Genomic DNA, 23,851 nt, shown 5'->3' on the forward strand with positions numbered 1-23,851 from the left:
GCGGCCATGCCGGCGCGGTCGGTTCCGGCACGCCCCCGCACGGTCCGCGCGGCGGGGCGGCCGGCAAGCCCTCGCGCGGCGGCCGCGGCTCGGTCATCTCGACCGTCCTGATCGTCGTCGGCGTCGCGCTGCTGCTCGTCGCGGGCGGGCTGTTCGTCTCCGCGCAGCTCGGGTACCGCCAGGCGCAGCAGACCTACGCCGAGCTCCAGCAGTACGCCGTCTCGTCCGATTCCGGCGACGGCGTGCCCGATGTCGACTTCGATGCGCTGGCGGCCATCAACCCCGACATCGTGGGCTGGATCTACATCCCGGACACGGTGGTCAACTACCCCGTCGTCCAGACCGATGACAACACCACCTATCTCGACCTGCTGTTCGACAGGTCGGGCAACGGCTCGGGCACCATCTTCATGGACATGGACGGCACCGCGCCCGGCATGGTCGACCAGCAGACGACCATCTACGGCCACCACATGTACGACGGCTCGATGCTCAAGGTGATCGACAGCACGACCGACCAGGCGGAGTTCGACAAGATCCAGCACGTGTACTACATCACGCGCGATACCACCTACGTGCTCACGCCCCTGCTCACCGCGCAGGTCGAGGACACGTTCGTCGACGCGCGCAAGACCGATTTCACGGGCGAGGGCGAGTCGCTCCAGGGGTATCTGGAGGAGATGCAGACGCTCGCGCGCGCCCAGGCGTCCGACGCGACCGAGCGCATCGGCCAGATCACCGACGACGACCACGTGCTGAGCCTCGTGACCTGCGCCGGCGAGATCATCCCGCGCACGACGCGCGCCGTCATGGTGCTCACCGTGGACGAGGAGGTCGCGCGGCAGTAGCGAGCGCGGGCTGCGCTACACTGATGCGGCGCGCCGGCATGCCGCCCCGGCCGTGCTAGCGGGGAAGCCTGCCCTCGTAGGAGCGCTTGAGCTTCCGCAGCCGATCGAGCCTCTCGGTCGCGGTGCCGTCCAGGCGCGCCGCGACCGAGACCACGAGGGCGTCAACCAGGGCGACGGCGCTGGCCATGGAGTGGTACTCGAGCGGTTCGCCCCGGTATGCCAGCAGCTCGATGTCGGCGCGGGCGTCCGTGCCCCGATGCGACCTGCTGCTGAACAGGATGGATGTCGCACCAACCGAGCGGGCGTGCTCGATGATTACGCTGCTCTCGGTCGGTATCCGCGAGAACCCGAACGTTACGACGGCGGATTCGGGGCAGGCGTGCACCAGGCCCTCGAATAGCTCGGACCCGCCGGCTGGCAGCATCTCCACGCGCAGGCCGAAGCGGGCGAGACGGAATCGCAGCAGCTCCGCGCAGGCGCGGGCGGCGCCCTTGCCGTGTATCAGCACGAGCTGCGCCCCGGCGAGCGCTTCCACCGCATGCGCGAACTCCTCGGGGTCCACGCGCTCCGCTGTGACATCGAGATAGCCCTGCTGCCGCTTCAGGAACGAGACGGGCGAGGAGGGGCTGTTACCGATGCTCGCGGCCAGCTTCTCGGCGGGCCCGAGCGTCCCTGCGGCGATCGCCCCCTTGAGCTCCTTGAAATCGCGGAACCCGGCATGGCGCGCGAAGCGCGACACCGTCGCATCGGAGACGCCCAGGCGCTCGGCGAGCTGCTGGATGGGCATGACCAGGAACTCGGTCGGATTGGACGAGATGAAGTCGATGATGGTGTGCTCCGCCTGCGTGTAGGTGACGCCTTGTTTGAAGAGCGATGCGGGTACCATGGGTTCCTCTCATATGCGGGAGGGGTGCGGCGCCGGATGCCGCCGGGTGCCGCACCCCGCCGGGTGAATCGGGTGTCACGCTGCCGGTCCGGCCAAGATGGTCTGGACGTAGCTGCCGCCCAGACGGTCTATCTCCTTGAGCGCCCGCTTGAGCGTCGCCGCGGCCGTCACGCGGAACTCGAGGTCGTCCGCAAGGGCGATCTGATAGCTCCGCCGGTGCACCTGTTCGAACAGCTCGTCGAACGTGGTGCACGACCGCTTCATGCGCGTGACGACGCATCCGTACTGGAACGCCTGATGCGTATCGGAGCCCGACACGACGGGGACGCCGCCCAGGCGCTCGGCGAACGCGTAGGTGCGCTCGACGGTCCGCGTGCGGTCGCGACTCAGGTCCTTGCCGTTCAGGTCCACGAACTCGAAGCGCTTCAGCTGGCTGCCGGCGAGCTCGGGGATGCGCCCCGGCGCGCGGAACGGATGGGCGGCGCCGAAGTGGAGGCCGCGGCGCTCGACCTCGTCGGCGAGGCGGTCGAATGGCAGGAAGCTCCTCTTGTCCTTGTTCGGTTCGAGCGCGCCGTTGAAGTCGAGGATATCTTCCATGGGGCCGAGCACCAGGGTGTGGCCGCTTTCGGCGATATCCACCTCCATGCCCGGGAACACGAGCAGCCCGTCGACGTCGAACGCGTCCCCCGTCCGCGGATAGCGCGCCGAGATGTCGGCGTAGACCTGGTGGAAGCCCTGCGTGTTGAAGTGCTCGGTCAGGCAGATCGCGTCCAGGCCGGCGCGCTTGGCCGCGTCGAACAGCCAATCGGTGTAGTCCGGGGAGAAGGCAAGGTACTTCGCGAGCTTGCCGTGGGTATGAAAGTCTATGTTCACGAGAGGGCCTCCAGGATTCCGGGCGCCGCGAAGCACAGGGCGACCCATGCGGCGCTCAGGGCCGCGAAGGCGGCTTCCCGGTGCCCGGCGCGCAGCGATGACAGCTTGAGTTTGAGCACCTTCTTATCGGTCGCCGCATAGCGGTACCCCTTGAGCTCGAGGGCCTCGACCGTGGTGCGCGAGCGCTTGGCGGTGTTGAGCATCAGCGGGTAGAAGGATTGCACGATGGTCTTGATCTGGTAGACGATCCAGCGGACCTTGCCCGCGAGCGTGACATGCTCCGGCGCGCGCCCGCGAAGGCGGTAGGAGAGCAGGATGTTCTGCAGCTCCTCCATGAGGATCGGCAGGATCCGGTAGGCGAAGCCGATGGAGAACGACAAGCGCTCGGGGCAGCCGAACCACAGCAGGCCGTTCGAGAGCTTGTCGGGATCGAGGCCGGAGAACACCGTGATGCTCGCAAGTGAGACGGTGGCGACCTTGAGGGTCAGCACGAGCAGCGGCGCGACGGTCGAGAGGTCGCCGCCGAAGAAGAGCGATGCGACGAACAGGTATCCGGTCTGCGAGAACACGCCGAGCGCGAAGATGAGCAGCACGAGCGGCGCCACCCGCGCGATCCGCGTGGTGACGGCGGTGAGGATGAACATGCCCAGCAGGATGGCGATGTCGTCCAGGAACCATGGGACCAGGGCGAAGAACAGGTACCACAGCAGCAGGACGCGCGGGTCGAGCACGGCGATGGGCGTGTCGTCGTTGCCGTAGGCGTTCTTGAGGACCTGGTCGCGCAGGAAATCGATGGACACCTTGTCCATCACGTTCTCGGAGAGCTTCTCGATCATCGTTCCCCATCTCCTTTCTCGGACGGGTTTCCGGAGGGGTGCCGGCGGACGGCCGCATCCGCGTCGCAGGGTGCGGCGGCGGGTGCCTCACGGCCCCCGGTCGCCGCGCGCCAGGCGGGGAAACCGCGCAGGAAATCCTCCAGCGTGTAGCACGCCGCCCCGCAGTCGAGCGCCTGGCCCATCTCGAAGATCTCGGGTGGACGGATGCCCGAGCGCTCGACGACCTCGGCGTCCATGAATATCTCGTCGGGCGTCCCGTCTCCGATGACCTCGCCGTCGCACAGCACGATGACGCGGTCTGCGAACTGGCAGACGAGCTCCATGTCGTGCGTGGCGATGATCACGGTGTCCGTCACGCCGCGCAGCTCCCCCACGAGCCTCACGATCTCCTGGCGCGTGCCGATGTCGAGGTTGGCGGTCGGTTCGTCGAGCAGCAGGATGGCGGGGTCGAGCGCGATGCCGATCGCCAGCGATGCGCGGCGCATCTGCCCTCCGGACATCAGGCGGCCGTCCTGGTCGGCGAGGTCGCGCAGACGGAAGCGCTCGAGCAGCTCCTCGGCGCGCTCGGCGGCATCGGGAACGCCGCGGGCGCGCATGGCGAACTCGATGTCGGCGCGGATGGAGTCCTTGATGAACATCTGCTCGGGGTTCTGGTACACGAGCGACACCTTGTCGGACAGCTCGTCGGGGCCGAGGGCCCGCGTGGACTCGCCCTCCAGCAGCACCTCGCCTTCCTGCGGCTTGATGAGGCCGCACATGAGCTTCATGAGCGTCGACTTGCCCGCGCCGTTGGAGCCCACGAGCGCGACCTTCTCTCCCGGCAGGATGTCGAGGTCCAGCCCGTCGAAGACCCGACGGGGCGCCCCTTTCACGCTCCGATAGCCCACGCCCACATCGCGGAATGAGACTTCGGGCATCGCGTCCGCCAAGGTTCCGCCGTCCGGTGCGCTCTCGGTGGCGAGCGGGATGAAGGGGATTCCCGAGAAGGCCGCGAAGCCCTCCTCGACGGTCGTGGGCAGCGGCGCATGCGGGGGAAGCGCTCCCGCGCGCTTGAGCTCTCTGCCCGCGAGTGCGATCTGGGGCGGGTGCACGTCGCTTCCCTCGAGGTCGTCGATGCGTTGGAGCGCCTCGTGGGCGGGCAGCGTCCAGGTGATGGCGCCGTCGTGCATGAGCGCGGCGGACGTGCAGTAATCCGCGATGAAGTCGGTGTGATGCTCGATGACGATGATCGTCTTGCCGTGGTTCTCGTTGAGCTCGCGCAGCACCTCGTAGGTCTGCCGCGCATGGTATGGGTCGAGCTGCGCCACCGGCTCGTCGAGCACGATGACATCGGGGCCCAGCGCGATGGCCCCGGCGAGCGCCAGCAGGTGCTTCTGACCGCCGGACAGCTGCCAGATGTAGGAGCCCGCGCGGTCGGCGAGCCCGCACAGCTCCAGAGCGCGCATGCCGCGCTCCAAGTAGTCGTCGCACGCGTAGTTGAGGCAGGCGAACGACGCCTCGTCGATGACCGTGGGACGGACCAGCTGGTTCTCGAAATCCTGGTACACGTATCCGATGCGCCGGGCAAGTCCGCCGACATCGGCCGTCGCGGCGTCCATGCCGCACACCTCGACGGACCCGGTCAGGTCCCCGACGATGAAGTGCGGAATCAGTCCGTTCATCGTCTTGCATAGGGTGGATTTCCCGCAGCCGTTGGCGCCCATGATCGCGAGGAAATCGCCCTCCGGCACGTCGAGGTCGACATGCCGGAGGGTCGGGGCCGCTGCTCCGGGATAGGTGAAGGTGACGTCTCTCAGGGTTACAGCAGGCACGGCGCCTCCTCTATGCGCGACGCAGCTGCGCGGTGCGGTATGCCCAGAAGGCGGCGACGACGGCGATGACCGCCGCAACGGCGATCCCGGCGAATAGGGCCGTTTGGCTTTCCGCCCAGTCCGCCTCCCATTCGATGATCGACAGGCCCGCCTTCGATACGCAGGCGACCACGATGGCGACGATGAATCCCGCAGCGGACCAGCCGATCACGCGGCCGCTCACCGAGGGCGCGGCGGTGTCGGCGCTGCGGGGCTTGCATCCCAGCAGCGGCTCGATCTTCCCATACAGGCGCGGCACGAGGAACACGGTGGGCAGCAGGCAGAACAGGATGCCGGAGAACAGCAGGTCGTTGGCGAAGGCGAAGCCCTCGGTGGCGAAGACGGACTCGGGCAGGCCGGCGACGGCCTCGAAGTCCTCGACGGCGACCTGAACCTTGACGATGTCGACGACCGCGCTCATGGCGAGCTGGATCGCCGGGCCGCTGATGGCGGCGATTGCGACCTGCTTGGTGCTCTTGGGGTCGCGCACCATGAGGCCGGCGATGTACACGGCGATGGTGACGGTCAGGAACTTCTCGAGCTCGCCGAGGCCGCCGAACTGACCGAGCATGATCTCCGAGAACACGAGCTCTCCCGTCGCAGCGCCCAAGGCGGCGGAGAGCGGGTCGAAGAGCATGGCGAGCGTCAGCGGGATGAACAGGAAGAACTCGACGGAAAGCTCGACGATGCCGATCTGGACCGATGGGATGAGCTCGGAGATGAGCGTGGCCAGACCGTACAGCGACATGGACAGCACGAACACCATGAGCTTCTGTGACTGCGTGGCGCCGTGCTCGGCGATAGTGGACATAGCGGTTTCCCCTCTCTCGTGTTCGTTCTCTGTGCCGGCACGAGAAAGCATAGGGTTCTACCTGCTAAAATGTATAAGCGCTCCGTAAGATGAAAATAAGCTTTCATAGCCGGTCGAGATGAAAAAAATAAGCCTGCCGCAGCTACCGGGCCTCGGGACATGGGATGCGCCGTGCAAATCGGGGGAGACGGCACCCTTACGCGCCCCTTACAAAGGACCCGTCGAACGAGGGGCGCCCGGCTGGGCGCGGGCGGACCCGCCGTCGAGAAGACGGGTACAATGGCCCTGCGATAACGGCCCGCCCGCGTTCGAAGGATGCTGGGCGATCCCGGGGACGGGAGCACGGTAAAGGAGCGCTGGCATATGGCACAGCAGATGCCCTCGATCGACGCATGGCTCGCCGAGGCGAAGGCCGACCCCGGCTTCCGCGGGTGCGGCATGTACCTCGTCCACAACGGCACGGTGCGCGAGACGCCCAAGGCGGAGGTGCGCGGCGTCGAGACCGACGGCGTGCGTCCCGGCGGAAAGGTCGACGGCATGACCTTCGCCTACGACCGCGCGCGGGTGGATGCGGCCGTCGAGGCGGCGCGCTCGCTCCCGGGCATCGGATACGTGCGCGTCTGGCTCAACGAGGGGGAGCTCGCGGTGGGTGACGACATCATGCTCGTGCTCATCGGCGGCGACATCCGCCCGCACGTGATCGACGCCCTGCAGCAGCTCGTCGGCACGATCAAGAACGAGTGCGTCTCTGAGGTCGAGCACGGCGCGTAGCGGCGCCCGCCTTCCGAGTCCGCCCGTCCGCCTCGGTGGCAGACGGGCGGACTCGCGCTTTCCGCCCGTCGCGCCCGGGGCGGCGCCCCTACGCGTTGCCCGTCAGCGAGCCGGCGGCGTCCTCGTCCAGACGGCTCGAGGTGTCGGGGTTGATCGTCATGCTCTGGAAGCGATGGGCCATGTACTCGTTGTCGAAGTGCTCGGCGTAGAACTCCTCGACCGGAGAGCTCGGGGCGATATCGCTCACCCGCTCGAACCAGCAGTCGAGCGACTGCAGCGTCATGACCGCGTTGACGAGCATCAGGACCGCCATGACCGAGGTGAGCGAGTAGCGCAGCTTCCATGGGATCAGGTTGATGAGGGCGAGCAGGCGCGGCAGCAGCAGCCTGATCCACACGAGCCCCAGGATGCCCCAGATGCCGGCGAACATCGTCGAGGTGCGGCCCCCGCACAGCGCGGCGACGGGGTCGGGGATGACGCCGAAGAGCATCGACCCCGTGTAGTCCCATGCCACGGCGCCGAACGCCGTCTGCATGAACCAGCTCACCGCGAACTCGAAGGCGCCGCCGATCACCGCGCTGACCAGGAAGATCAGAACGGGGCTGCGGCGGTAGAAGCGGTTGAGCGCCACGGTCATGAGCACCGCGCCCACGCCGTAGATGGGGGAGAACGGGCCGAACAGCAGCCCCGCGCGGTCCTGGTAGACGCCGGGGTCGACGACGGTCATGTGCCAGATGATCTCGAGCACGAGGCCGAGCACGCTGCAGACCATGAACACCCAGAACAGGTTGAAGAAGTTGAGCTTGATATAGCCCTCGCCCGTCTCGTCGCGGCCGAGCATGCCCTCCTCCGCGGCCCGGCGGTCGTCGAGCACGCGCAGGCGGGCCTGCAGCCCGCGCTCATCGCGCAGGGTCGGGTCGATGGTGACGGAGATGACCGTGAGGATGACGAGCTGGGCGGCGGGCTGGATCAGGTGGTAGCCGATGCCGTTGAGCATCACGTTGACGATCAGCTGGGCGATGGTGATGGCGATGAGGATCTCCGACCACAGCGCGGCGTTGCGGCGGCGGTCCTTGAGCAGCGAGCGGCCGAACCGGATCAGCAGCACGGAGGCGACGAGCGAGAGCAGCACGTTGACGACGGTCACGGTGACGGTGACGGTCGGGTCGGCGGCGATGCTCAAGCGGTCGGGCGAGGCGATGAGCGCGAGCGCGACGATGGCGATGAGCAGGGCGATGATGGGCAGGGTGATGATGCCGTCGGCGATGCACAGCACGCCGTAGACCTTGAGGTAGCGGGGGATCTTCTTCCTCTGTTCGGGGGTCGGGGTGTCGGGGTCGAGGTCGTTGCCGGGGAGGTCGTAGTCGATCGCGGGGGTGCTGGAGGGTGTGCTCACGTGCGCTCCTTACTGGTTGTATGTGCCGCAGATGATACCCCAAGCTGCGCATTTTAACGGGGCACCCGCCAGCGGGGCGGGTCCCGTGCGGGCACCGGCCGCCGTGGAGGGGCCGGCCGCGTACCCCGTTTCGCCCCTTTGCCACCGCGTGTCTCCGGAGGACTCCACCCGGGCGCAGCGTCCCATGGGATTTTTCTAGCAAATTCAAGTTTTGTCGAAACAATTTCGGTTCCCGCGCTATCCTGAGGAAAACATGTGCGAGACGCATGTGCATGTTGAGCGCGCGGCACCAGCAACCTGCCGCGCGCTCTTTTTTTGGGTAATTCGGGGACGGGGTCGTTTTGGGTCATTTCAGCTCATCCGCCCGCCCCGCGCTACCCGCATCCGCCCGGGCCGCGCGGCCTGTACCTCGCCCCGCCCTGCATCCACCCGCGTTATCCCGCCTCGCCGCCTGCCCCGCGCTTCGCCTCCGCGTCCCGGTCGCACCCATCCCCGCCCCGCTTCGTGAACTCTGCGCGTCATCGCCCGGCGAGGCGCCTCCGCGGTCGGGCGGATGCCATAATGTGCGAGTACGTTACGAGCATATCGAGGGGAACGTATGACTCAGCTTACCTGCCGCGCCGTCCAGGCCGCGCCGGACGATCTCGACCGCGACGAGCTTCACGAGGAGTGCGGCGTCTTCGGCGTGTGGGCTCCCGAGCGCGACGTCGCGCGCATCACCTACTTCGGCCTGAAGGCCCTGCAGCACCGCGGCCAGGAGTCCGCGGGGATCGCGGTGGGCGACGGCGGCACGGTCATGGTCCGCAAGGACCTCGGCCTCATCGACCAGGTCTTCTCAGACGCCGATCTCTCCACGCTGACCGGCCAGCTCGCCGTGGGGCACGTGCGCTACGGCACCGCGGGCGCCAAGAGCTGGGAGGCCGCCCAGCCCCACCTCTCCACCATCAACGACGTCATCATCGCGCTCGCGCACAACGGCACGCTCGTGAACACCGACGACCTGCGCCGCCAGCTCATCGAACTGGGCGTCCCGTTCCTGTCCAACTCGGACTCCGAGGTCGCCGCCAAGCTCATCGGCTACTTCACCCAGCGCACGCACCATCTGCGCGAGGGCATCCGCAAGACGATGGAGCTCGTCCGCGGCGGCTACGCCATGGCGCTCATCAACGAGCAGGCGCTCTACGCGTTCCGCGACCCCGCGGGGATCAGGCCGCTCGTCCTCGGGCGCCTGGCGGACGCGGGCCCCGACCGGCTCGACCGCGCCGCGATGGCGGCCCTCCCCGGCCAGCGACGGGAGGAGGCCGGGTCCGCAGCCGACGGGGCGACGGGGGATGCGGCCGCGTCCGCCGTGCGCGCCGCGGGCTGGGTCGTCGCCTCGGAGACCTGCGCCCTCGACATCGTCGGCGCCGAGTACGTGCGCGACATCCGCCCCGGCGAGATCCTGCGCATCTCCGCCGAGGGCCTCGTGTCCGAGCAGGGTGTGCCCGCCGCCCCGGAGACCGCCGAGTGCATCTTCGAGCAGGTCTACTTCGCCCGACCGGACTCGCTCATGGGCGGCAAGTCGGTCTACGCCTGCCGCTACGACATGGGGCGCCGCCTGGCGCAGGAGTCCCCGGTCGAGGCCGACATGGTCATCGGCGTGCCGGACTCCGGCATGCCGCCCGCGGAGGGCTTCGCCCGCGAGAGCGGCATCCCCTTCGGCGAGGGGCTCATCAAGAACCGCTACGTGGCGCGCACCTTCATCGCGCCCACACAGGAGCTGCGCGCCATGGGCGTGCGCATGAAGCTCAACCCGCTGCGCGACAACATCGCCGGCAAGCGCCTCGTGGTCATCGACGACTCGATCGTGCGCGGCACCACCATGGTCCAGCTCGTCAAGATGCTGCGCGACGCCGGCGCCTCAGAGGTGCACGTGCGCATCAACAGCCCCGAGGTGGTGTGGCCGTGCTTCTACGGCATCGACACCGACGTCCAGGCCCAGCTCATCAGCGCCAACAAGTCGGTCGAGGAGACCCGCGCGTTCATCGGGGCCGATTCGCTCGCCTTCCTGTCGGTGCAGGGCCTGCTCGCCTGCGTGCCGCCGTGCGGCGGGTGCGCGGACGGGCGCGACGGCGAGCCGGCGCGCGGCTACTGCACGGCGTGCTTCACGGGCGTGTACCCGGTGGCGATCCCCGAGAGCTTCGGACGCGACAAGTTCATGCCCGGCTACGACCCCTGCAACCTCACTGAGAGCCCGGTGCTCCCGCGTGACGTCGTGGTCGAGAAGGACCGGGACCACAGCTGGGAGGCCGCCCATCCGCAGGCGTAGCCCCGCCGCGCGGGCGCCGTCTGCGACACCCCGCCCGGCTTGCGATGGCACCGCCGGCAACCTGCTATGATGGGTGCAGCCTACACCTTCTTGGAAAGGATCCGCATGAGCGAGACACCCAAGCATGTGACCTACGAGGACGCCGGCGTCGACACCGCCGAGGGCGGCCGCGCGGTCGACGCCATCAAGCAGATGGTCGCTGAGACCAACCGGCCCGAGGTCATCGGCGGGATCGGCGGCTTCGGCGGCCTGTTCTCCGCCGCCGCGCTGAAGGACATGGAGGACCCGGTCCTCATCTCGGGCACGGACGGCGTGGGCACCAAGCTCGTGCTCGCCCAGATCCTCGACCGGCACGAGACGGTCGGCCAGGACCTCGTCGCCATGTGCGTGAACGACATCCTCGCCTCCGGCGCCGAGCCGCTGTTCTTCTTGGACTACATCGCCATCGGGCATATCGAGGCCGAGCACATGGCCAAGATCGTGCGCGGCGTGGCCGACGGCTGCAAGCTCGCGGGCTGCGCGCTCATCGGCGGCGAGATGGCTGAGCACCCCGGTGTCATGCGCCCGGACGACTACGACCTCGCGGGCTTCACCGTCGGCGTCGTCGACCGGCCCAAGATGCTCGACCCCGCCTCCGTGCGCGAGGGCGACGTCATCATCGGCCTGCCGAGCACCGGCGTGCACTCCAACGGCTACTCGCTCGTGCGCCGCGTCATCGGCGTGGACGGGATCGTCCCCGGCACGCCGGAGGCGGCCGCCAAGAAGGCGGAGCTCGAGTCCATCGAGGTCGCGCCCGGCCTCTCCCTCGCCGACGCCCTGCTCGCCCCCACGCGCATATACGTGAAGCCCGTCCTCGAGCTGCTGCGCGGCGAGGCCGGCTCGAAGGTCCATGCGATTGCCCATATCACGGGCGGCGGCATCACGGAGAACCTCGACCGCGCCCTGCCCAAGGACATCGACGCGCTGGTCGAGCGCGACGGCGGCAAGATGGGTTGGGACGTGCCGCCGGTCATCACCTACATCGCCGAGCACGCGGCCCTCGAGCCCGACGAGGCCTGCAAGACCTTCAACATGGGCGTCGGCCTGATGCTCATCGTGGCGCCCGAGGACGAGGCCGCCGTGACGGGCGCCCTCGAGGCGCTGGGCGAGAAGCCGTTCCGCGTGGGCTCCTGCGTGCCCGGCACCGGCAAGGTGGTGTACGCCGATGAGCGGTAGCGAGGAGTATCGCCGGCTGGTCGAGGAGGCCGGCCTGCCGCCCGAGGCGCTGCCGAGCGACGCGTTCTTCACCGCGAACGTCGACTCCGAGCTCGCCCGCGCCAAGGCCGAGCAGCGGGCCGCCGCATCCGCCGGCGTCCCCGAGGGCATCGAGGCCGCCCTCGCCGAGTCCGCCGACCGCGCCGAGGCGCGAAAGGAGGCCGCCCGCATCATCGGGGAGCTCCGTGCGGAGGGTTCCTGGTCCGGCCTGCCCTCCACCCTCGCGGGGGTCCCGGCGGGCCTCATGGACAGCAACCAGCTGCAGGAGCACATCGCCGGCATCCGCTCCGAGGGCTGCGGCGACCCGCTGCCCATCGGCGTGCTGATCTCCGGCTCGGGCACCAACCTGCAGGCGCTGATCGACCGCATCGCCGACGGCAGCCTGAACGCGGAGATCAAGCTCGTGGTGGCGAGCCGCCCCTCCGCGAAGGGCCTGGCGCGCGCCGAGGCCGCGGGGATCCAGACCCTCACGCTCTCCAAGGAGATCTACGCCGACCCGATCCAGGCGGACGAGATCATCGCGAGCGAGCTGTACCGCGCCGGCGTCGCCTACGTCATCATGGCGGGCTACATGCGCAAGGTGCATGCCCCGCTGCTGGCGACCTTCCCCGACCGCATCGTCAACCTGCATCCAGCGCTGCTGCCGAGCTTCCCGGGGGCGCATGCGATCGACGACGCCTTCCGGCGCGGCGTCAAGGTGACGGGCGTGACGGTGCATTTCGCCAACGCGGCCTACGACGCGGGCCCCATCATCGCGCAGCGCGCGCTGCCGGTGGAGGAGGGCTGGGACGTCGAGGTGCTCGAGGCCCATATCCACGAGATCGAGCACGAGCTGTACCCCCATGTGGTCCAGCTGCTCGCCGACGGCCGCGTGCAGGTGCGCGAGGACCGCACGGTCGCCATCTCCTAGGTCCGGGCCCTTCCGGGCACGGGTCAGCCTATCGCGTCGATCGGGGCCGGTCCTTCGGGGCCGGCCCCGTCTTCATGCCGGCGCGGGCGGGCGCCGGCGGGGGCGGCGTCGGCGCGGGCGGGCGCGGGCGATGGGCTGAAACGACCCCGTCCCCAAATTGCATGCCGGCGCGGGCGACGGGCGGGCGCGGGCGATGGGCTGAAACGACCCCGTCCCCAAATTACCCGTCCCCAACCAACCCATCACCTTGACTGGTATCGGATTGAGAAGACCACATCGCCGCTGGTAGACTGCGGTATATGGGTCGCATGCCGCCCAGCGGCGATGGGGGAACGTTTACGGAAAGGCCGGTTTCGGGGCCTGTTCCGCCCGTTTTGAATCACCCCTCGTCATGCGGGTCCCTCGACGGGTCCGGCCCGGGACCCCCGGGTGTCTCAAACCCTTCTGAGCTGGGTGTTCGTGGGGACGGTAGCTGGTATCGTGCATGTATAACCAGCTATGATGAATATATCATCAAGAAATATCAATAACCGCGTATATTCAAACGACCCCGGGTGTGCTTCTCTACCGATATAGTTTCTAGGATTATGTTCCGCCGGACGAAGAGCGGCCCCGTCCTGTGTCCCGCAGGCAACGGGCGCCGTCGCCCGCATCCCACGCGGACGGGCAGGGTCCGGCAGAGAGAACGGGGAGGATCATGGAAAACGAACACCGAGGCTGCTGGCGCTGTTCGGCGCGCTGCTGGTCCTTGCGGCCTTCGCGGCGGCGCCGGCGCGCGCCTGGGCCGCGACGAACCTCGCCGCGGGCAAGCCCGTGACGGCGAGCGCCGCGCACGGCGCGATGCCGGCGAGCAACCTCACGGAACGACCGGGCATCGCGCTGGTCCACGGAATTGCCCCCTCCGCAGTGGGCCTACGTCGATCTGGGCTCGTCCCAGCAGATGGACCGCTTCAGCGTCATCTGGGAATCCGACAACGTCTACGCGTCGAGCTTCGACATCTACGTGTCGGACAGCACCGAGGACTGGGGCGACCCCGTCGCCTCCGTGTCCGATAACGCGCAGCGCGCCTCGACGGTCGAGCTCGACGAGCCGGTCGCCGGCCGCTACGTCCGCCTCTCGGTCACCGCGATGCACGGGTGCCCGAGTGTGTCGGCCTGCGACTTCAGCATCTCGCTCGGTTCCGACGAGACGCCCGCGGACCCGACCGAGAACGTCGCGCTCGGCATGACCGGCGCCGCCGATTCCACCGAGGCCGCGTCCCTCGGCGCGGGCAACGCGTTCGACGGGGACACGTCGAGTAAAAGCTCGCGCTGGGCCTCCGCCGTGGACGCCACGGAGAGCGAGCCCGGCGGCCCGCACTGGATCTACGTCGACCTCAGGCAGATGCGCGACGTCAAGACGGTCCGCGTCTTCTGGGAGATGCGCAAGGCGAACGGCTACCGCATCGATATCGCGTCCGACGGCGCGGACCCCGCCGCGGACAGCTCGGACTGGCAGACGGTCTACGAGAACGACGGCCGTCCCGCCTCGACCACCGACACCATCTCGCTGGACCAGGTGCACCAGGCTCGCTACGTGCGCCTCTACATCGAGCAGAACACCTTTGACGACCCCGGCGGCGGCACCCCGTGGGGCAACATCTCGATCTACGAGATGGAGGTCTACGGCGGCGCGCCCGCCATGGGCATCGGCGACGTCGCGAACATGATCTCGGTCGCGGCGCCCAGTGCGGAGGACACCAAGCTCTCCGTCACCCTGCCCGAGGTCGAGGGCTATACGGTCGAGTACCGCGGAACCGATCTCGAGCAGATCGTTGACGCGGAGCTGAACATCAACCGCCCGCTCATCGACAAGGAGGTCAAGCTGGCGTTCAAGGTGACCGAGGATGCGACGGGCAAGTACGTCCTCACCGAGGTCCCCGTCACCGTTCCCGGCCGCCAGCAGGCCAACACCGGCAACGCGGCGCCCGTGATCCTGCCCGAGCTCTCCGAGTGGGCGGGCGGCTCCGGCGTCTTCGACATCACCGGGCAGACCTCCGTCTACTACACCGACGCCTCCCTCGCGAACGTGGTCGAGCGCTTCGCCGCCGACCTCTCCGAGGTGCTCGGCTTCGAGATCTCCGCGGTGCAGGGCGAAGGCGACGGCATCGTCTTCACGACGAGCACCGACCCCGCCGTCGTGGCGCTCGGCGAGGAGGGCTACACGCTCTCCGTCACCGGCTCGCGCGTGACGGTGACCGCGCCGACCTCGGATGACTGGGACGCCACGACGGGCGCCAACTGGGGCGCCCAGACGCTGCTGCAGGCCGCCGAGCAGGGCGATGGCTCCCTGCCCCAGGGCGAGGCGCGCGACTACCCGCTCTACAAGGTGCGCGGCATCATCCTCGACGTGGGCCGCAAGACCTTCACGATGGACTGGCTGAACCAGCTGGTGCGCCAGATGGCCTACTACAAGCTGAACGACCTCAACATCCATCTGAACGACAACTACATCCCCATCGAGCAGTACGTCGCCGACGGCATCGACCCGGCCGACCTCGAGAAGGGCGCGTACTCGGGCTTCCGCCTGGAGTCGGACATCACCGAGGGCGACACCTTCACCTTCGGCGGCGTCGAGCACACCGCTCGCACCGATCTCACGAGCACCGACCTCTTCTACACGAAGGCGGAGTTCCGCGAGTTCATCGACTCCTTCGCCGAGTTCGGCGTGAACATCTCCCCCGAGATCGACACCCCGGCGCACTCGCTCGCGCTCACCAAGGTCTTCCCGGATCTCTCCTACGGCGTGATGCGGCACCGCAACCGCGACCACCTCGACATCATCAACCAGTACGACCAGGTCGTCGACATGGTGAAGACCATCTGGGACGAGTACACGGTCGGCGACGACGCCGCCTTCTCCGGGGCGCGCTACATCAACATCGGCGCGGACGAGTTCAACGTCAGCGGCACGGGCGATCACGACACGGGCAACGCGCTGAGCACCGGCGAGGCCTACCGCAGGTTCGTGAACGACCTCTCCAACTACATGCTCGACGAGGGCTACACCCCGCGCGTGTGGGGCAGCCTGTCCAACTACAGCGGCGACAACTCGATCATCGAGCACCCCGAGCTCGCCCAGGTGCTGCTGTGGAACTCCGGCTACGCCCACATGGACGAGATGTACGACATGGGCTACCAGCTCATCTTCTGCGATGACGGCCAGTACTACATCGTTCCGGGCGCGACCTACTACTACGATTACCTGTCGCCGAGCATCATGTACAACTCGGCCATCAACGTGCAGGGGTCCACGACCGTCCCCGCCGGCGACCCCCAGATGGTCGGCGGCATGTACGCCGCGTGGAACGACATGATCGACCGCAACGAGATCGGCATGTCGGAGTACGACATCTACGACCGCCTCTACCAGTCCATGGGGCTCTACGGCGCCAAGCTGTGGGGCAAGCCCGCCGGCGCCATGAGCCTCGAGGCCGCGCAGCGCGTCATGGACGACCTCGGCGTCGCCCCCGGAACCAACCAGGCCTACGCTGCCTCCGCGAACGACGAGGGGACCTATCTCCAGCTCACGATGGATGACGAGGCCGACGCCTCGGGCAACGGCCGCGGTATCGGCGAGCTCGGGAACGCCTCGCTCGAGGACCTCGGCTACACGGGCGCCCTCAAGCTGAACGGCGGGGCGAGCTACGCCGAGATCGAGGGCATCGAGACCCTCGGCCTGGGCTCCGACCTGCGCGCGAAGGTCATGCGCACCTCCGCCTCCGCCGAGGACCAGGTCCTGTTCGAGTCCCCGTACGGCCAGATCAAGGCCGTCCAGGGCGCGACCGGCAAGGTGGGCATCTCGCGCGAGGGGTACGACTACAGCTTCGACTACACCCTCCCCGTGAACGAGTGGGTCGAGCTCGAGTTCAAGAACACCAAGGACTCCACCTCCCTGTTCGTCGACGGCGAGCTGGTGCAGACCATCGGCACCGGGACGCGCGGCCAGCTGCACGGGACCTGCATGTTCCCGCTGGCGCGCATCGGCTCGGAGTCCGAGGCGTTCGAGGGGTATGTGACGGACGTCGTCGCGACCTCCTCGGCTGACGTCTCGACCACGGAGTACGCTTCGACCGCCGTACTGCTGCGCGCCGTCTGCGCCGCCGCGGCCGTGTCCGCCGAACACGAGATCGCGGGCATCGACGCGCTCGTCGAGCAGGCTTCCCAGCTCATGGACCAGGTCGCGCCCGACGGCGACGCCGTGGCGGCCCTGACCTCCCAGATCGAGGGGGCCGTCGCCTCCGTCGACTTCGAGCAGGCCGACTACGGCCGCGTCGACGCCCTGCTGTCGCTCCTCCCCTCGGATGAGCAGCTCGACTCCCTGTTCACCCCGGATTCGGTCGAGTCGCTGCGCCGCGCCGTGTCCGCCATCCGCCGCGGGCTGCCCGCCGGCATGCAGGATGTCGTCGACGGCTACGAAGCGACGCTCTCCGCCGCCCTCGCCGGCTTGGAGCCGACCGAGGCGCGCGACCCGGCCCTCATCGACCCCGCGCTCCTGAAGGCCGACGCCTGCTCCCAGCAGGCGGAGAGCGGCAAGGAGGGGCCCGCGGCCAACGTGCTCGACGGGGACACCTCGACGATGTGGCACACGACCTGGACGGGCGACGGGCATGCGGAGCACTGGATCTCGCTTACGCGCGCCGACGGGGCCGCCATGTCGGTTTCCGGGCAGCAGTACACCCCGCGCCAGTCCGGCAGCAACGGCATCATCACCGGCTACCAGGTCCAGGTCAAAGCGACCGCCGACAGCGATTGGAAGACGGTCGCGGAGGGCACCTGGACGTCCAACGCCCAGGTCAAGAAGGTCGAGTTCGATGCGGTCGAGTTCGTCGCGGTGAGGCTGTACGCCACGGCCTCCGCGAGCGACACCGCCGTGACCTTCGGGTCGGCTGCGGAGATCCGCCTGGTCGACGGCTCCGCCGCCGCCGACATCGACGGCCTGCGGGCGATCGTCGACGCCGCGGCGAAGATCTCCAACGACGACGGCCGCTACACGCCCGACAGCTGGCAGGCGCTGCAGGACGCCATCGCGGCGGCGCGCACGCTGCTCGAGTCCGAGGCGCCCGACGCGTCCGAGGTCGAGCAGGCGAAGAAGGACGTGCTCGACGCGCAGACGAGCCTGGTGCTCGCTGTGGCGGAGCCCGAGCCCGAGACCTACACGGTCACCTTCATCGACCGCATCCCGGGCACCGAGGACACGGTCCTCACCGTCGAGGCCGGCTCCAAGCTCGCCGAGCCCGCCGAGCCCGTGCTCGAGGGCTGGGTCTTCGGCGGCTGGTACGTCGACGGCTGGGAGGGCGGTTTCACCCGGCGCTGGGATTTCGAGACCGACACGGTGACCTCGGACCTGACGCTGACCGTGCAGTGGACCGCCGCGGGCGGCGGCTCGGGCGAGACCGACCCGGGCGAGTCCGACCCCGGTGCGACGACGCCGGAGGAGCCGCCGGCGAAGCCCGGCGACGGCACCGGCTCGCAGGGGTCCATCCCCCAGACGGGTGACAACATGCCGGCGATCGTCATCGGCGTCGCGGTGGCAGCGGTGGTGCTGATCGTCGCGGGCGTCGTGGTGAGCCGCAGGAAGCGCGGGTAGCGCACCCGGCGCGACGGCACAGGCCATGCGATGCGGGGCCGGTCCTTCGGGGCCGGCCCCTTTCCATGCCGCGGCGGGCGCGGGGCTCGGCCGTGCAGCGGGCGCGGGTGATGGGCTGAGATGGGTTGACGAGCGATGGGTTGAAACGAACCCGTCCCCAGTCAACCCCCCCCCTCGCGGGTTCGGGATGCGGTAGGACGGCGCGCGGTTCTCGGGAAGGTCGCGGCGGCGGGTCCGCTGCCGAGCGCGATATCCCTGCAATTCGGCATCGAGGGCGACCGGGGGCCGGCGCTGCTATAGAATCGCTTGGACACGACGACCCGTAGGACGGAGCAAGCCATGGCCGAGTGGACCATCAAGCGGTGCCTTGAATGGACGACCGAGTATCTGGGGGGCAAAGGGGACGAGAACCCCCGGCTCTCCGCCGAATGGCTGCTGACGTCGGCGACCGGGCTCCCCCGCATCAGGCTCTACACGGATTACGACAAGCCCTTGACGCCCGAGGAGCTCTCCCGCCTGCACGGGGCCGTCGTCCGCCGCGCGAAGGGTGAGCCGCTGCAGTACATCGCCGGTGAGACCTCCTTCAGGACGATCACCGTCGCGTGCGAGCCCGGCGTGCTCATCCCGCGCCCGGAGACCGAGATGCTCGTCGAGGAGGTCCTCGCCTACATAGACCGTGCGGTCCTGGGCTCCCCCGAGGGCCGGCGCGCCCGCTCGCGCGCGGCGCTCCCGTGGAACGCCGAGGTGGAGGCGGCCCGTCGGGCCGAGCTCGAGGCGGCCGCGCGCCGCGCCGTCGAGCAGGAGGGCTCCGACCGGGCGGACGGAGACGCGGGGGAGGGGCCGGACGCCCCCGCGTCGGACAGGGTCGACGCCACGGCGCCGGACGCCGTGCCCGGAGCGGGCGACGGGGCGGCGGAGGGGCAGGGCGACCCCGGGGAGGCCTGCGGGGCGTCCTGCCCGACGGACCTCGAGGACGCCGCCCCCGCCGTCGCCCGTGTGCTCGAGGTCGGCTGCGGGACGGGGTGTATCTCCCTGTCGATCGCGGCGGAGCGCCCCGGTCGCGTGCGCTGCGTCTCGACGGACATCGAGCCGCGGGCGGTGGCGCTCGCCCGCCGCAACCGCGACGCGCTCGGGATCCCGCCGGAGGAGGCCGACTTCCGCGAGGGGAACCTGGTGTCGCCGCTCGACCGCGCGACCGAGTGGGGAACCTTCGACGTCCTCGTGTCCAACCCGCCCTACATCCCCACCTCCGTGATGGCGCAGCTGCCGCGCGAGGTGGCGGACTTCGAGCCCGGGCTCGCCCTGGAGGGCGGGGCCGACGGCCTCGATATCTTTCGCCGGCTCGTCAACGCCGCCCCCAGCATGCTGAGGCCGGGCGGACTGCTCGCGTGCGAGCTGCATGAGACCACGCTCGACGCCGCGGCCGATATCTGCCGCGCGGCGGGGTTCGAGGACGTGCGCATCGTCGACGACCTTGCGGGGCGGCCCCGCATCGTCGTCGCGGTCGTGCCCGAGTCGGCGGTCCTCGAGGCGCGCCGGCGCTTCGGCGCGGGTGCCCCGAGCCGCTGAGCGCACAGGCCGGCCGCCCGGCGCGAGCGCCGGGCAGGCACGGGGAGGCGCCCCGCCCGTCACGGCGGCGGGGCCGTCCCTGATGACATGGGAGCTGCCCTGTCCGGCACATCGGTCCCCGATGGCACGGGGCCGTTCCGTCTGCCGTCACCTGCCGTCACGGACCGTCGCGGGTCCGGTCCATACCGACACGTAACGCACACATTACACCCTCTTGGCCGACGTCCCTTTCCCGTTTATCCGATGGGTTGGGGACGCTGCCTGCATTCGGGCCGGCGCGTGAGACAATGCACAGAGCCGCGCGGAGACGCGCGGTAAAACGTTTGCTCAACGCCGGGGAACAGGGAAGGAAGGTACCGTATGCAGCGAATCTACCGGGTGTCCGCCGACGGCCGCCCGCATCCGCTCGCGATCCGCGACGCCGCGGCGCACCTGCGCGCGGGCTGCCTCGCCCTCGTCCCCACCGAGACCGTCTACGGAGTCGGGGTCTGCGTCTCGGCGTACGCGTCGTGCGAGGGGGAGCCCTCGGACGAGTCCGGGTACGGGCGCATCTTCACGCTCAAACGGCGGGAGCGCCGCCAGACGGTCCCCTGGCTCGTCGCGGGCGCGGAGGCCCTCGACGCCTTCGGGGTCGACGTCCCCGACGAGGCGTACCGTCTCGCCGAGGCGTTCTGGCCGGGCGCCCTCACCATCGTCGTCAGGGCGTCCGACGCGGTCCCCGCCTTCATGCGCGCGGCGGACGGCACGGTCGCGCTGCGCGCCTCGGCGTCCCCGGTGATCCGGGCCCTCGTGCGCGCCTGCGGCTCGCCGCTCGCGGTCACGAGCGCCAACACCCACGGCGCCCCCGCGCCCGCGTCGTTCGAGGAGGTGGAGCCCCGCATCCTCGCGGGCTCCGACATCGCCTTGGATGCCGGCGCGACCGTGTGCCGCGACGCGTCGACCATCGTGTCGTGCGCGCACGGCGCGCCCGAGATCCTGCGGCACGCGGCCCTGCCCGACGAGCGCGTCCGCGCGGTCCTGACCCCCGACTCCGCCCCCGATAAGGAGCGATAGACATGCCCCTCAACTTCAGCGACCTGCGGCTGGCAGACAGCGGCTTCGGCCGCCCGGACTACATCATGGCGATCGACTCGGGGACCACCTCCGTGCGCGCCATCATCGTGGACGAGTACGACTGCATCGTGGCGCAGGCGTCCAAGCCCGTGACCACCTTCTACCCCCAGCCGGGCTGGGTCGAGCAGGACCCCATGGAGATCCTGGCCTCCCAGATCTCGGTCATGACGGAGGTGCAGTTCAAAAGCGGCATCCATTCCGACAGCATCGCAGCCATCGGCATCTCCAACCAGCGCGAGACCTGCGTGGTGTGGGACCGCGACAGCGGGCAGCCCATCTACAACGCGATCGGCTGGCAGTGCCGGCGCACGGCCCCCATCGTCGACCGGCTCATCGCCCAGGGCGCGAGCGAGACCATCCGCTCGAAGACCGGCCTCACGCCCGACCCGTACTTCTCGGCCACCAAGATCAAGTGGATCTTGGACAACGTGAGCGGCGCCCACGAGGCCGCCGAGGCGGGCGAGCTCATGTTCGGCACGATTGACACCTGGCTCGTCTACAACCTGACCGGCGGCGCGGTCTACGCGACGGACTACACCAACGCGAGCCGGACCATGCTGTTCAACATCCACACCCTCGACTGGGACGACGAGCTGCTCTCCCTGCTCGGGATACCCCGCTCCATGCTGCCCGAGGTGCGCTGGAGCTCCGGGGACTTCGGGCGCGTGTCGGGGGAGATCATGACGCACCGTCCCCGCATCGCCGGCGTGGCGGGCGACCAGCAGGCGTCGTTCTTCGGGCACTGCTGCTTCGAGCGGGGCGACACCAAGAACACCTACGGGACCGGCTGCTTCATGCTCATGAACACCGGGGACGAGGCGGTCGATTCCAAGGGCGGCCTCATCTCAACGATCGGCATCGCCGAGGGGGGCTCCATAAGCTACGCCCTCGAGGGGTCGATCTTCCACGCGGGGTCCACCATCCAGTGGCTGCGCGACAAGCTCGGCATCATCTCCGACGCCGCCGAGACCTCGCAGATCGCGAGCTCGGTCCCCGACAACGCGGGGTGCTACCTCGTGCCCGCGTTCAGCGGCCTGGGCGCGCCGTGGTGGGACCCGGGCGCGCGCGGCATGATCACCGGGCTCACCGCGGCCTCGGACCGCGCCACCCTCGTGCGCGCGGCCTGCGAGTCGATGGCCTACCAGAGCTACGACGTCCTGCGGGCCATGGAGGCGGACGCGGGGATGCGCCTGTCGGGCCTGTCCGTGGACGGCGCGGCGTCGCGCAACGAGTTCATCATGCAGTTCCAGGCGGACCTGCTGGGGATACCCATCACGCAGGCGGAGGCCGTGGAGACGACGGCCCTCGGCGCCGCCTACCTGGCCGGGCTCGCGGTGGGATACTGGGAGGACCGCGAGGAGCTGGTGCAGAACCACGGGCGCGGCAGGCGGTTCGACCCGGCGGGCGATGCGGGCGAGATGGCGCATCTGCTATCCGGGTGGCACGATGCCGTGGCGCGCACGCGAACCGTGATACAGTGATGCCGCGGCGCCGCGGGCGCCGCGAGCCGAACCCTCAACGTGGGAAGGACGCCTCAATGCGCATCGCCATCGCCTCCGACCATGCCGGCTTCGAGCAGAAGCAGGCGCTCGTCGACTACCTCGCTCAGGACCTGGGCTGCGACGTGACGGACTTCGGTCCCGACACCGACGACCGGGTCGATTACCCGGATTACGCCGAGAAGGTCGCCCATGCGGTCGCCTCGGGCGACGCCGACCGCGGCGTGCTGGTCTGCGGGACGGGCATCGGCATGGCGCTGGCCGCCGACAAGGTGCCCGGCGTGCGCGCCTCCTCGATCACCCGCCCGGATTTCGCCGACCTGTTCCGCCGCCACAACGACGGCAACGTCGTGTGCCTCTCGGGCCGCTTCGTCGAGCCCGAGGTCAACCGCGAGATCGTGAAGGTGTTCCTCGAGACCGGGTTCGAGGGCGGCCGCCACGCCGACCGCGTCGGCAAGGTGATGAGGCTCGACGCCTAGCCCCGACCCGCCATCGCCGCCCACGGCCGGCGCCGCCGCGTCCGAACCGATGCGGCGGCGCCGGCGCCGTCATGCGGCTACGCCGCACCGGACCGGGGTACAAGACCGCCGGATCGAGATATCAGAACGTTCGTCCGGGCCGCAGGGCCCGAGGCGGGGAAGTGGGATGCCATGCCAACCGAATTCGACCGCTCGCGCGTGACCGTCGTCGACCACCCGCTCGTCCAGCACAAGCTCTCCATCCTGCGCGACCGCTGGACCGGCACCAAGCAGTTCCGCGATCTCGTGCGCGAGCTCGCGCGCCTCGAGTGCTACGAGGCGACCCGCGACCTCCCACTCGAGGACGTCGACATCGAGACGCCCATCTGCGAGGCGACCGTGAAGCGCCTCGCGGGCCGCAAGCTCGCCGTGGTGCCCATCCTGCGCGCCGGCCTCGGCATGGTCGACGGCGTGCTCGACCTCGTCCCCGCCGCGCGCGTGGGGCATCTGGGCATGTACCGCGACGAGGTGACCCACGAGCCCCACGAGTACTACGCCAAGCTCCCCTCCGATATCGCGGAGCGCCTCTGCCTGGTGGTCGACCCCATGCTCGCCACGGGCGGCTCCGCCGCCGCGGCCCTCTCCTACCTGCGCGCGCAGGGGGCGCGCGACATCCGGTTCCTCGCGCTCGTCGCCGCACCCGAGGGGCTCGCGACGGTGCTCGAATCCGATCCGGGCGTGCATGTCTACACCTGCTCGGTGGACCGCTGCCTCAACAGGGATGCATATATTGTGCCGGGCCTGGGCGATGCGGGGGACCGCATCTTCGGCACGCTGTAG

17 protein-coding genes and 1 pseudogene are annotated in these 23,851 nt (G+C 69.4%); 12 read left to right on the forward strand and 6 right to left on the reverse strand.

From position 1 onward, the window contains the following. The coding region (locus PHA29_RS04840) for a class B sortase (RefSeq protein WP_270848426.1) at positions 1–848 on the forward strand (848 nt) is incomplete at its 5' end. A gap of 55 nt (positions 849–903) precedes the next feature. Here PHA29_RS04840 and PHA29_RS04845 read toward each other — a convergent pair. The 5 genes from PHA29_RS04845 to PHA29_RS04865 form a co-directional block, all read right to left on the reverse strand. Further along, positions 904–1,734: a MurR/RpiR family transcriptional regulator gene (locus tag PHA29_RS04845; protein ID WP_270405737.1), complete on the reverse strand. Its 831-nt coding sequence runs from the start codon at positions 1,732–1,734 to the stop codon at positions 904–906. A 75-nt stretch (positions 1,735–1,809) separates the two neighbouring features. Next, the gene (locus tag PHA29_RS04850; RefSeq protein WP_270405736.1) at positions 1,810–2,607 is read right to left on the reverse strand and encodes a PHP domain-containing protein; all 798 of its coding nucleotides are present in this window, start codon (positions 2,605–2,607) and stop codon (positions 1,810–1,812) included. Further along, on the reverse strand, positions 2,604–3,443 hold the full coding sequence (locus PHA29_RS04855; RefSeq protein WP_270405734.1) for an energy-coupling factor transporter transmembrane component T family protein: 840 nt from the start codon (positions 3,441–3,443) through the stop codon (positions 2,604–2,606). Before PHA29_RS04855 ends, PHA29_RS04850 begins: the two co-directional genes overlap by 4 nt. Further along, the gene (locus PHA29_RS04860; RefSeq protein ID WP_270405733.1) at positions 3,440–5,254 is read right to left on the reverse strand and encodes an ABC transporter ATP-binding protein; all 1,815 of its coding nucleotides are present in this window, start codon (positions 5,252–5,254) and stop codon (positions 3,440–3,442) included. The genes PHA29_RS04855 and PHA29_RS04860 overlap by 4 nt, the downstream gene beginning before the upstream one ends. A gap of 10 nt (positions 5,255–5,264) precedes the next feature. Next, positions 5,265–6,104: a hypothetical protein gene (locus tag PHA29_RS04865; protein ID WP_270848429.1), complete on the reverse strand. Its 840-nt coding sequence runs from the start codon at positions 6,102–6,104 to the stop codon at positions 5,265–5,267. A gap of 363 nt (positions 6,105–6,467) precedes the next feature. Between PHA29_RS04865 and PHA29_RS04870 the strand changes: the two genes are divergently transcribed. Continuing rightward, positions 6,468–6,875, forward strand: a complete 408-nt coding sequence (locus tag PHA29_RS04870) for a molybdenum cofactor biosynthesis protein MoaE (protein WP_270405730.1) — start codon at positions 6,468–6,470, stop codon at positions 6,873–6,875. Between the two features lie 88 nt (positions 6,876–6,963). On the opposite strand, the gene PHA29_RS04875 is transcribed toward PHA29_RS04870, so the two are convergent. Further along, on the reverse strand, positions 6,964–8,271 hold the full coding sequence (locus PHA29_RS04875; protein ID WP_270848431.1) for a putative ABC transporter permease: 1,308 nt from the start codon (positions 8,269–8,271) through the stop codon (positions 6,964–6,966). Between the two features lie 598 nt (positions 8,272–8,869). Between PHA29_RS04875 and PHA29_RS04880 the strand changes: the two genes are divergently transcribed. From PHA29_RS04880 to upp, 10 genes and pseudogenes are all read left to right on the forward strand, one after another. After that, positions 8,870–10,579 (forward strand): amidophosphoribosyltransferase, encoded by a 1,710-nt coding sequence (locus PHA29_RS04880; protein ID WP_270848433.1) that lies wholly within the window; start codon positions 8,870–8,872, stop codon positions 10,577–10,579. Between the two features lie 105 nt (positions 10,580–10,684). After that, complete coding sequence (gene purM / locus PHA29_RS04885) at positions 10,685–11,794, forward strand: phosphoribosylformylglycinamidine cyclo-ligase (protein ID WP_270404724.1); 1,110 nt, start codon at positions 10,685–10,687, stop codon at positions 11,792–11,794. Between the two features lie 283 nt (positions 11,795–12,077). After that, complete coding sequence (gene purN, locus PHA29_RS04890; RefSeq protein WP_270573664.1) at positions 12,078–12,743, forward strand: phosphoribosylglycinamide formyltransferase; 666 nt, start codon at positions 12,078–12,080, stop codon at positions 12,741–12,743. An 874-nt stretch (positions 12,744–13,617) separates the two neighbouring features. Then, positions 13,618–14,331 (forward strand): annotated as a pseudogene (locus tag PHA29_RS10620) (discoidin domain-containing protein); the annotation flags it as partial. A gap of 117 nt (positions 14,332–14,448) precedes the next feature. Then, entirely contained in the window at positions 14,449–18,372 is a 3,924-nt protein-coding gene (locus PHA29_RS10625; RefSeq protein WP_408612026.1) for a family 20 glycosylhydrolase, read from the forward strand. Between the two features lie 339 nt (positions 18,373–18,711). Beyond that, positions 18,712–19,941 carry a N5-glutamine methyltransferase family protein gene (locus PHA29_RS04905; protein ID WP_270848434.1) on the forward strand — a complete coding sequence of 410 codons (1,230 nt, stop codon included), beginning with the start codon at positions 18,712–18,714 and terminating at the stop codon, positions 19,939–19,941. A gap of 360 nt (positions 19,942–20,301) precedes the next feature. Continuing rightward, positions 20,302–20,994, forward strand: a complete 693-nt coding sequence (locus tag PHA29_RS04910) for an L-threonylcarbamoyladenylate synthase (protein ID WP_270404730.1) — start codon at positions 20,302–20,304, stop codon at positions 20,992–20,994. A 2-nt stretch (positions 20,995–20,996) separates the two neighbouring features. Further along, positions 20,997–22,535, forward strand: coding sequence for a glycerol kinase GlpK (gene glpK, locus PHA29_RS04915; RefSeq protein WP_270404731.1), 1,539 nt, complete (start codon positions 20,997–20,999; stop codon positions 22,533–22,535). Between the two features lie 56 nt (positions 22,536–22,591). Next, on the forward strand, positions 22,592–23,032 hold the full coding sequence (gene rpiB, locus PHA29_RS04920) for a ribose 5-phosphate isomerase B (RefSeq protein ID WP_270404733.1): 441 nt from the start codon (positions 22,592–22,594) through the stop codon (positions 23,030–23,032). Between the two features lie 171 nt (positions 23,033–23,203). Then, positions 23,204–23,851, forward strand: coding sequence for a uracil phosphoribosyltransferase (gene upp, locus PHA29_RS04925; RefSeq protein WP_270404735.1), 648 nt, complete (start codon positions 23,204–23,206; stop codon positions 23,849–23,851).

The organism is Candidatus Collinsella stercoripullorum (assembly GCF_027669965.1).
Taxonomy (GTDB): domain Bacteria; phylum Actinomycetota; class Coriobacteriia; order Coriobacteriales; family Coriobacteriaceae; genus Collinsella; species Collinsella stercoripullorum.

Excerpts from the sequence above, each read along its gene's own strand:
- purM (WP_270404724.1), top strand. The coding sequence starts at position 10,685 with ATGAGCGAGACACCCAAGCATGTGACCTACGAGGACGCCGGCGTCGAC.
- glpK (WP_270404731.1), top strand. The coding sequence starts at position 20,997 with ATGCCCCTCAACTTCAGCGACCTGCGGCTGGCAGACAGCGGCTTCGGC.
- purN (WP_270573664.1), top strand. The coding sequence starts at position 12,078 with ATGGACAGCAACCAGCTGCAGGAGCACATCGCCGGCATCCGCTCCGAG.
- PHA29_RS10625 (WP_408612026.1), top strand. The coding sequence starts at position 14,449 with ATGATCTCGGTCGCGGCGCCCAGTGCGGAGGACACCAAGCTCTCCGTC.
- PHA29_RS04910 (WP_270404730.1), top strand. The coding sequence starts at position 20,302 with ATGCAGCGAATCTACCGGGTGTCCGCCGACGGCCGCCCGCATCCGCTC.
- PHA29_RS04845 (WP_270405737.1), bottom strand. The coding sequence starts at position 1,734 with ATGGTACCCGCATCGCTCTTCAAACAAGGCGTCACCTACACGCAGGCG.
- PHA29_RS04870 (WP_270405730.1), top strand. The coding sequence starts at position 6,468 with ATGGCACAGCAGATGCCCTCGATCGACGCATGGCTCGCCGAGGCGAAG.
- PHA29_RS04855 (WP_270405734.1), bottom strand. The coding sequence starts at position 3,443 with ATGATCGAGAAGCTCTCCGAGAACGTGATGGACAAGGTGTCCATCGAT.
- rpiB (WP_270404733.1), top strand. The coding sequence starts at position 22,592 with ATGCGCATCGCCATCGCCTCCGACCATGCCGGCTTCGAGCAGAAGCAG.
- PHA29_RS04865 (WP_270848429.1), bottom strand. The coding sequence starts at position 6,104 with ATGTCCACTATCGCCGAGCACGGCGCCACGCAGTCACAGAAGCTCATG.
- upp (WP_270404735.1), top strand. The coding sequence starts at position 23,204 with ATGCCAACCGAATTCGACCGCTCGCGCGTGACCGTCGTCGACCACCCG.
- PHA29_RS04880 (WP_270848433.1), top strand. The coding sequence starts at position 8,870 with ATGACTCAGCTTACCTGCCGCGCCGTCCAGGCCGCGCCGGACGATCTC.
- PHA29_RS04905 (WP_270848434.1), top strand. The coding sequence starts at position 18,712 with ATGGCCGAGTGGACCATCAAGCGGTGCCTTGAATGGACGACCGAGTAT.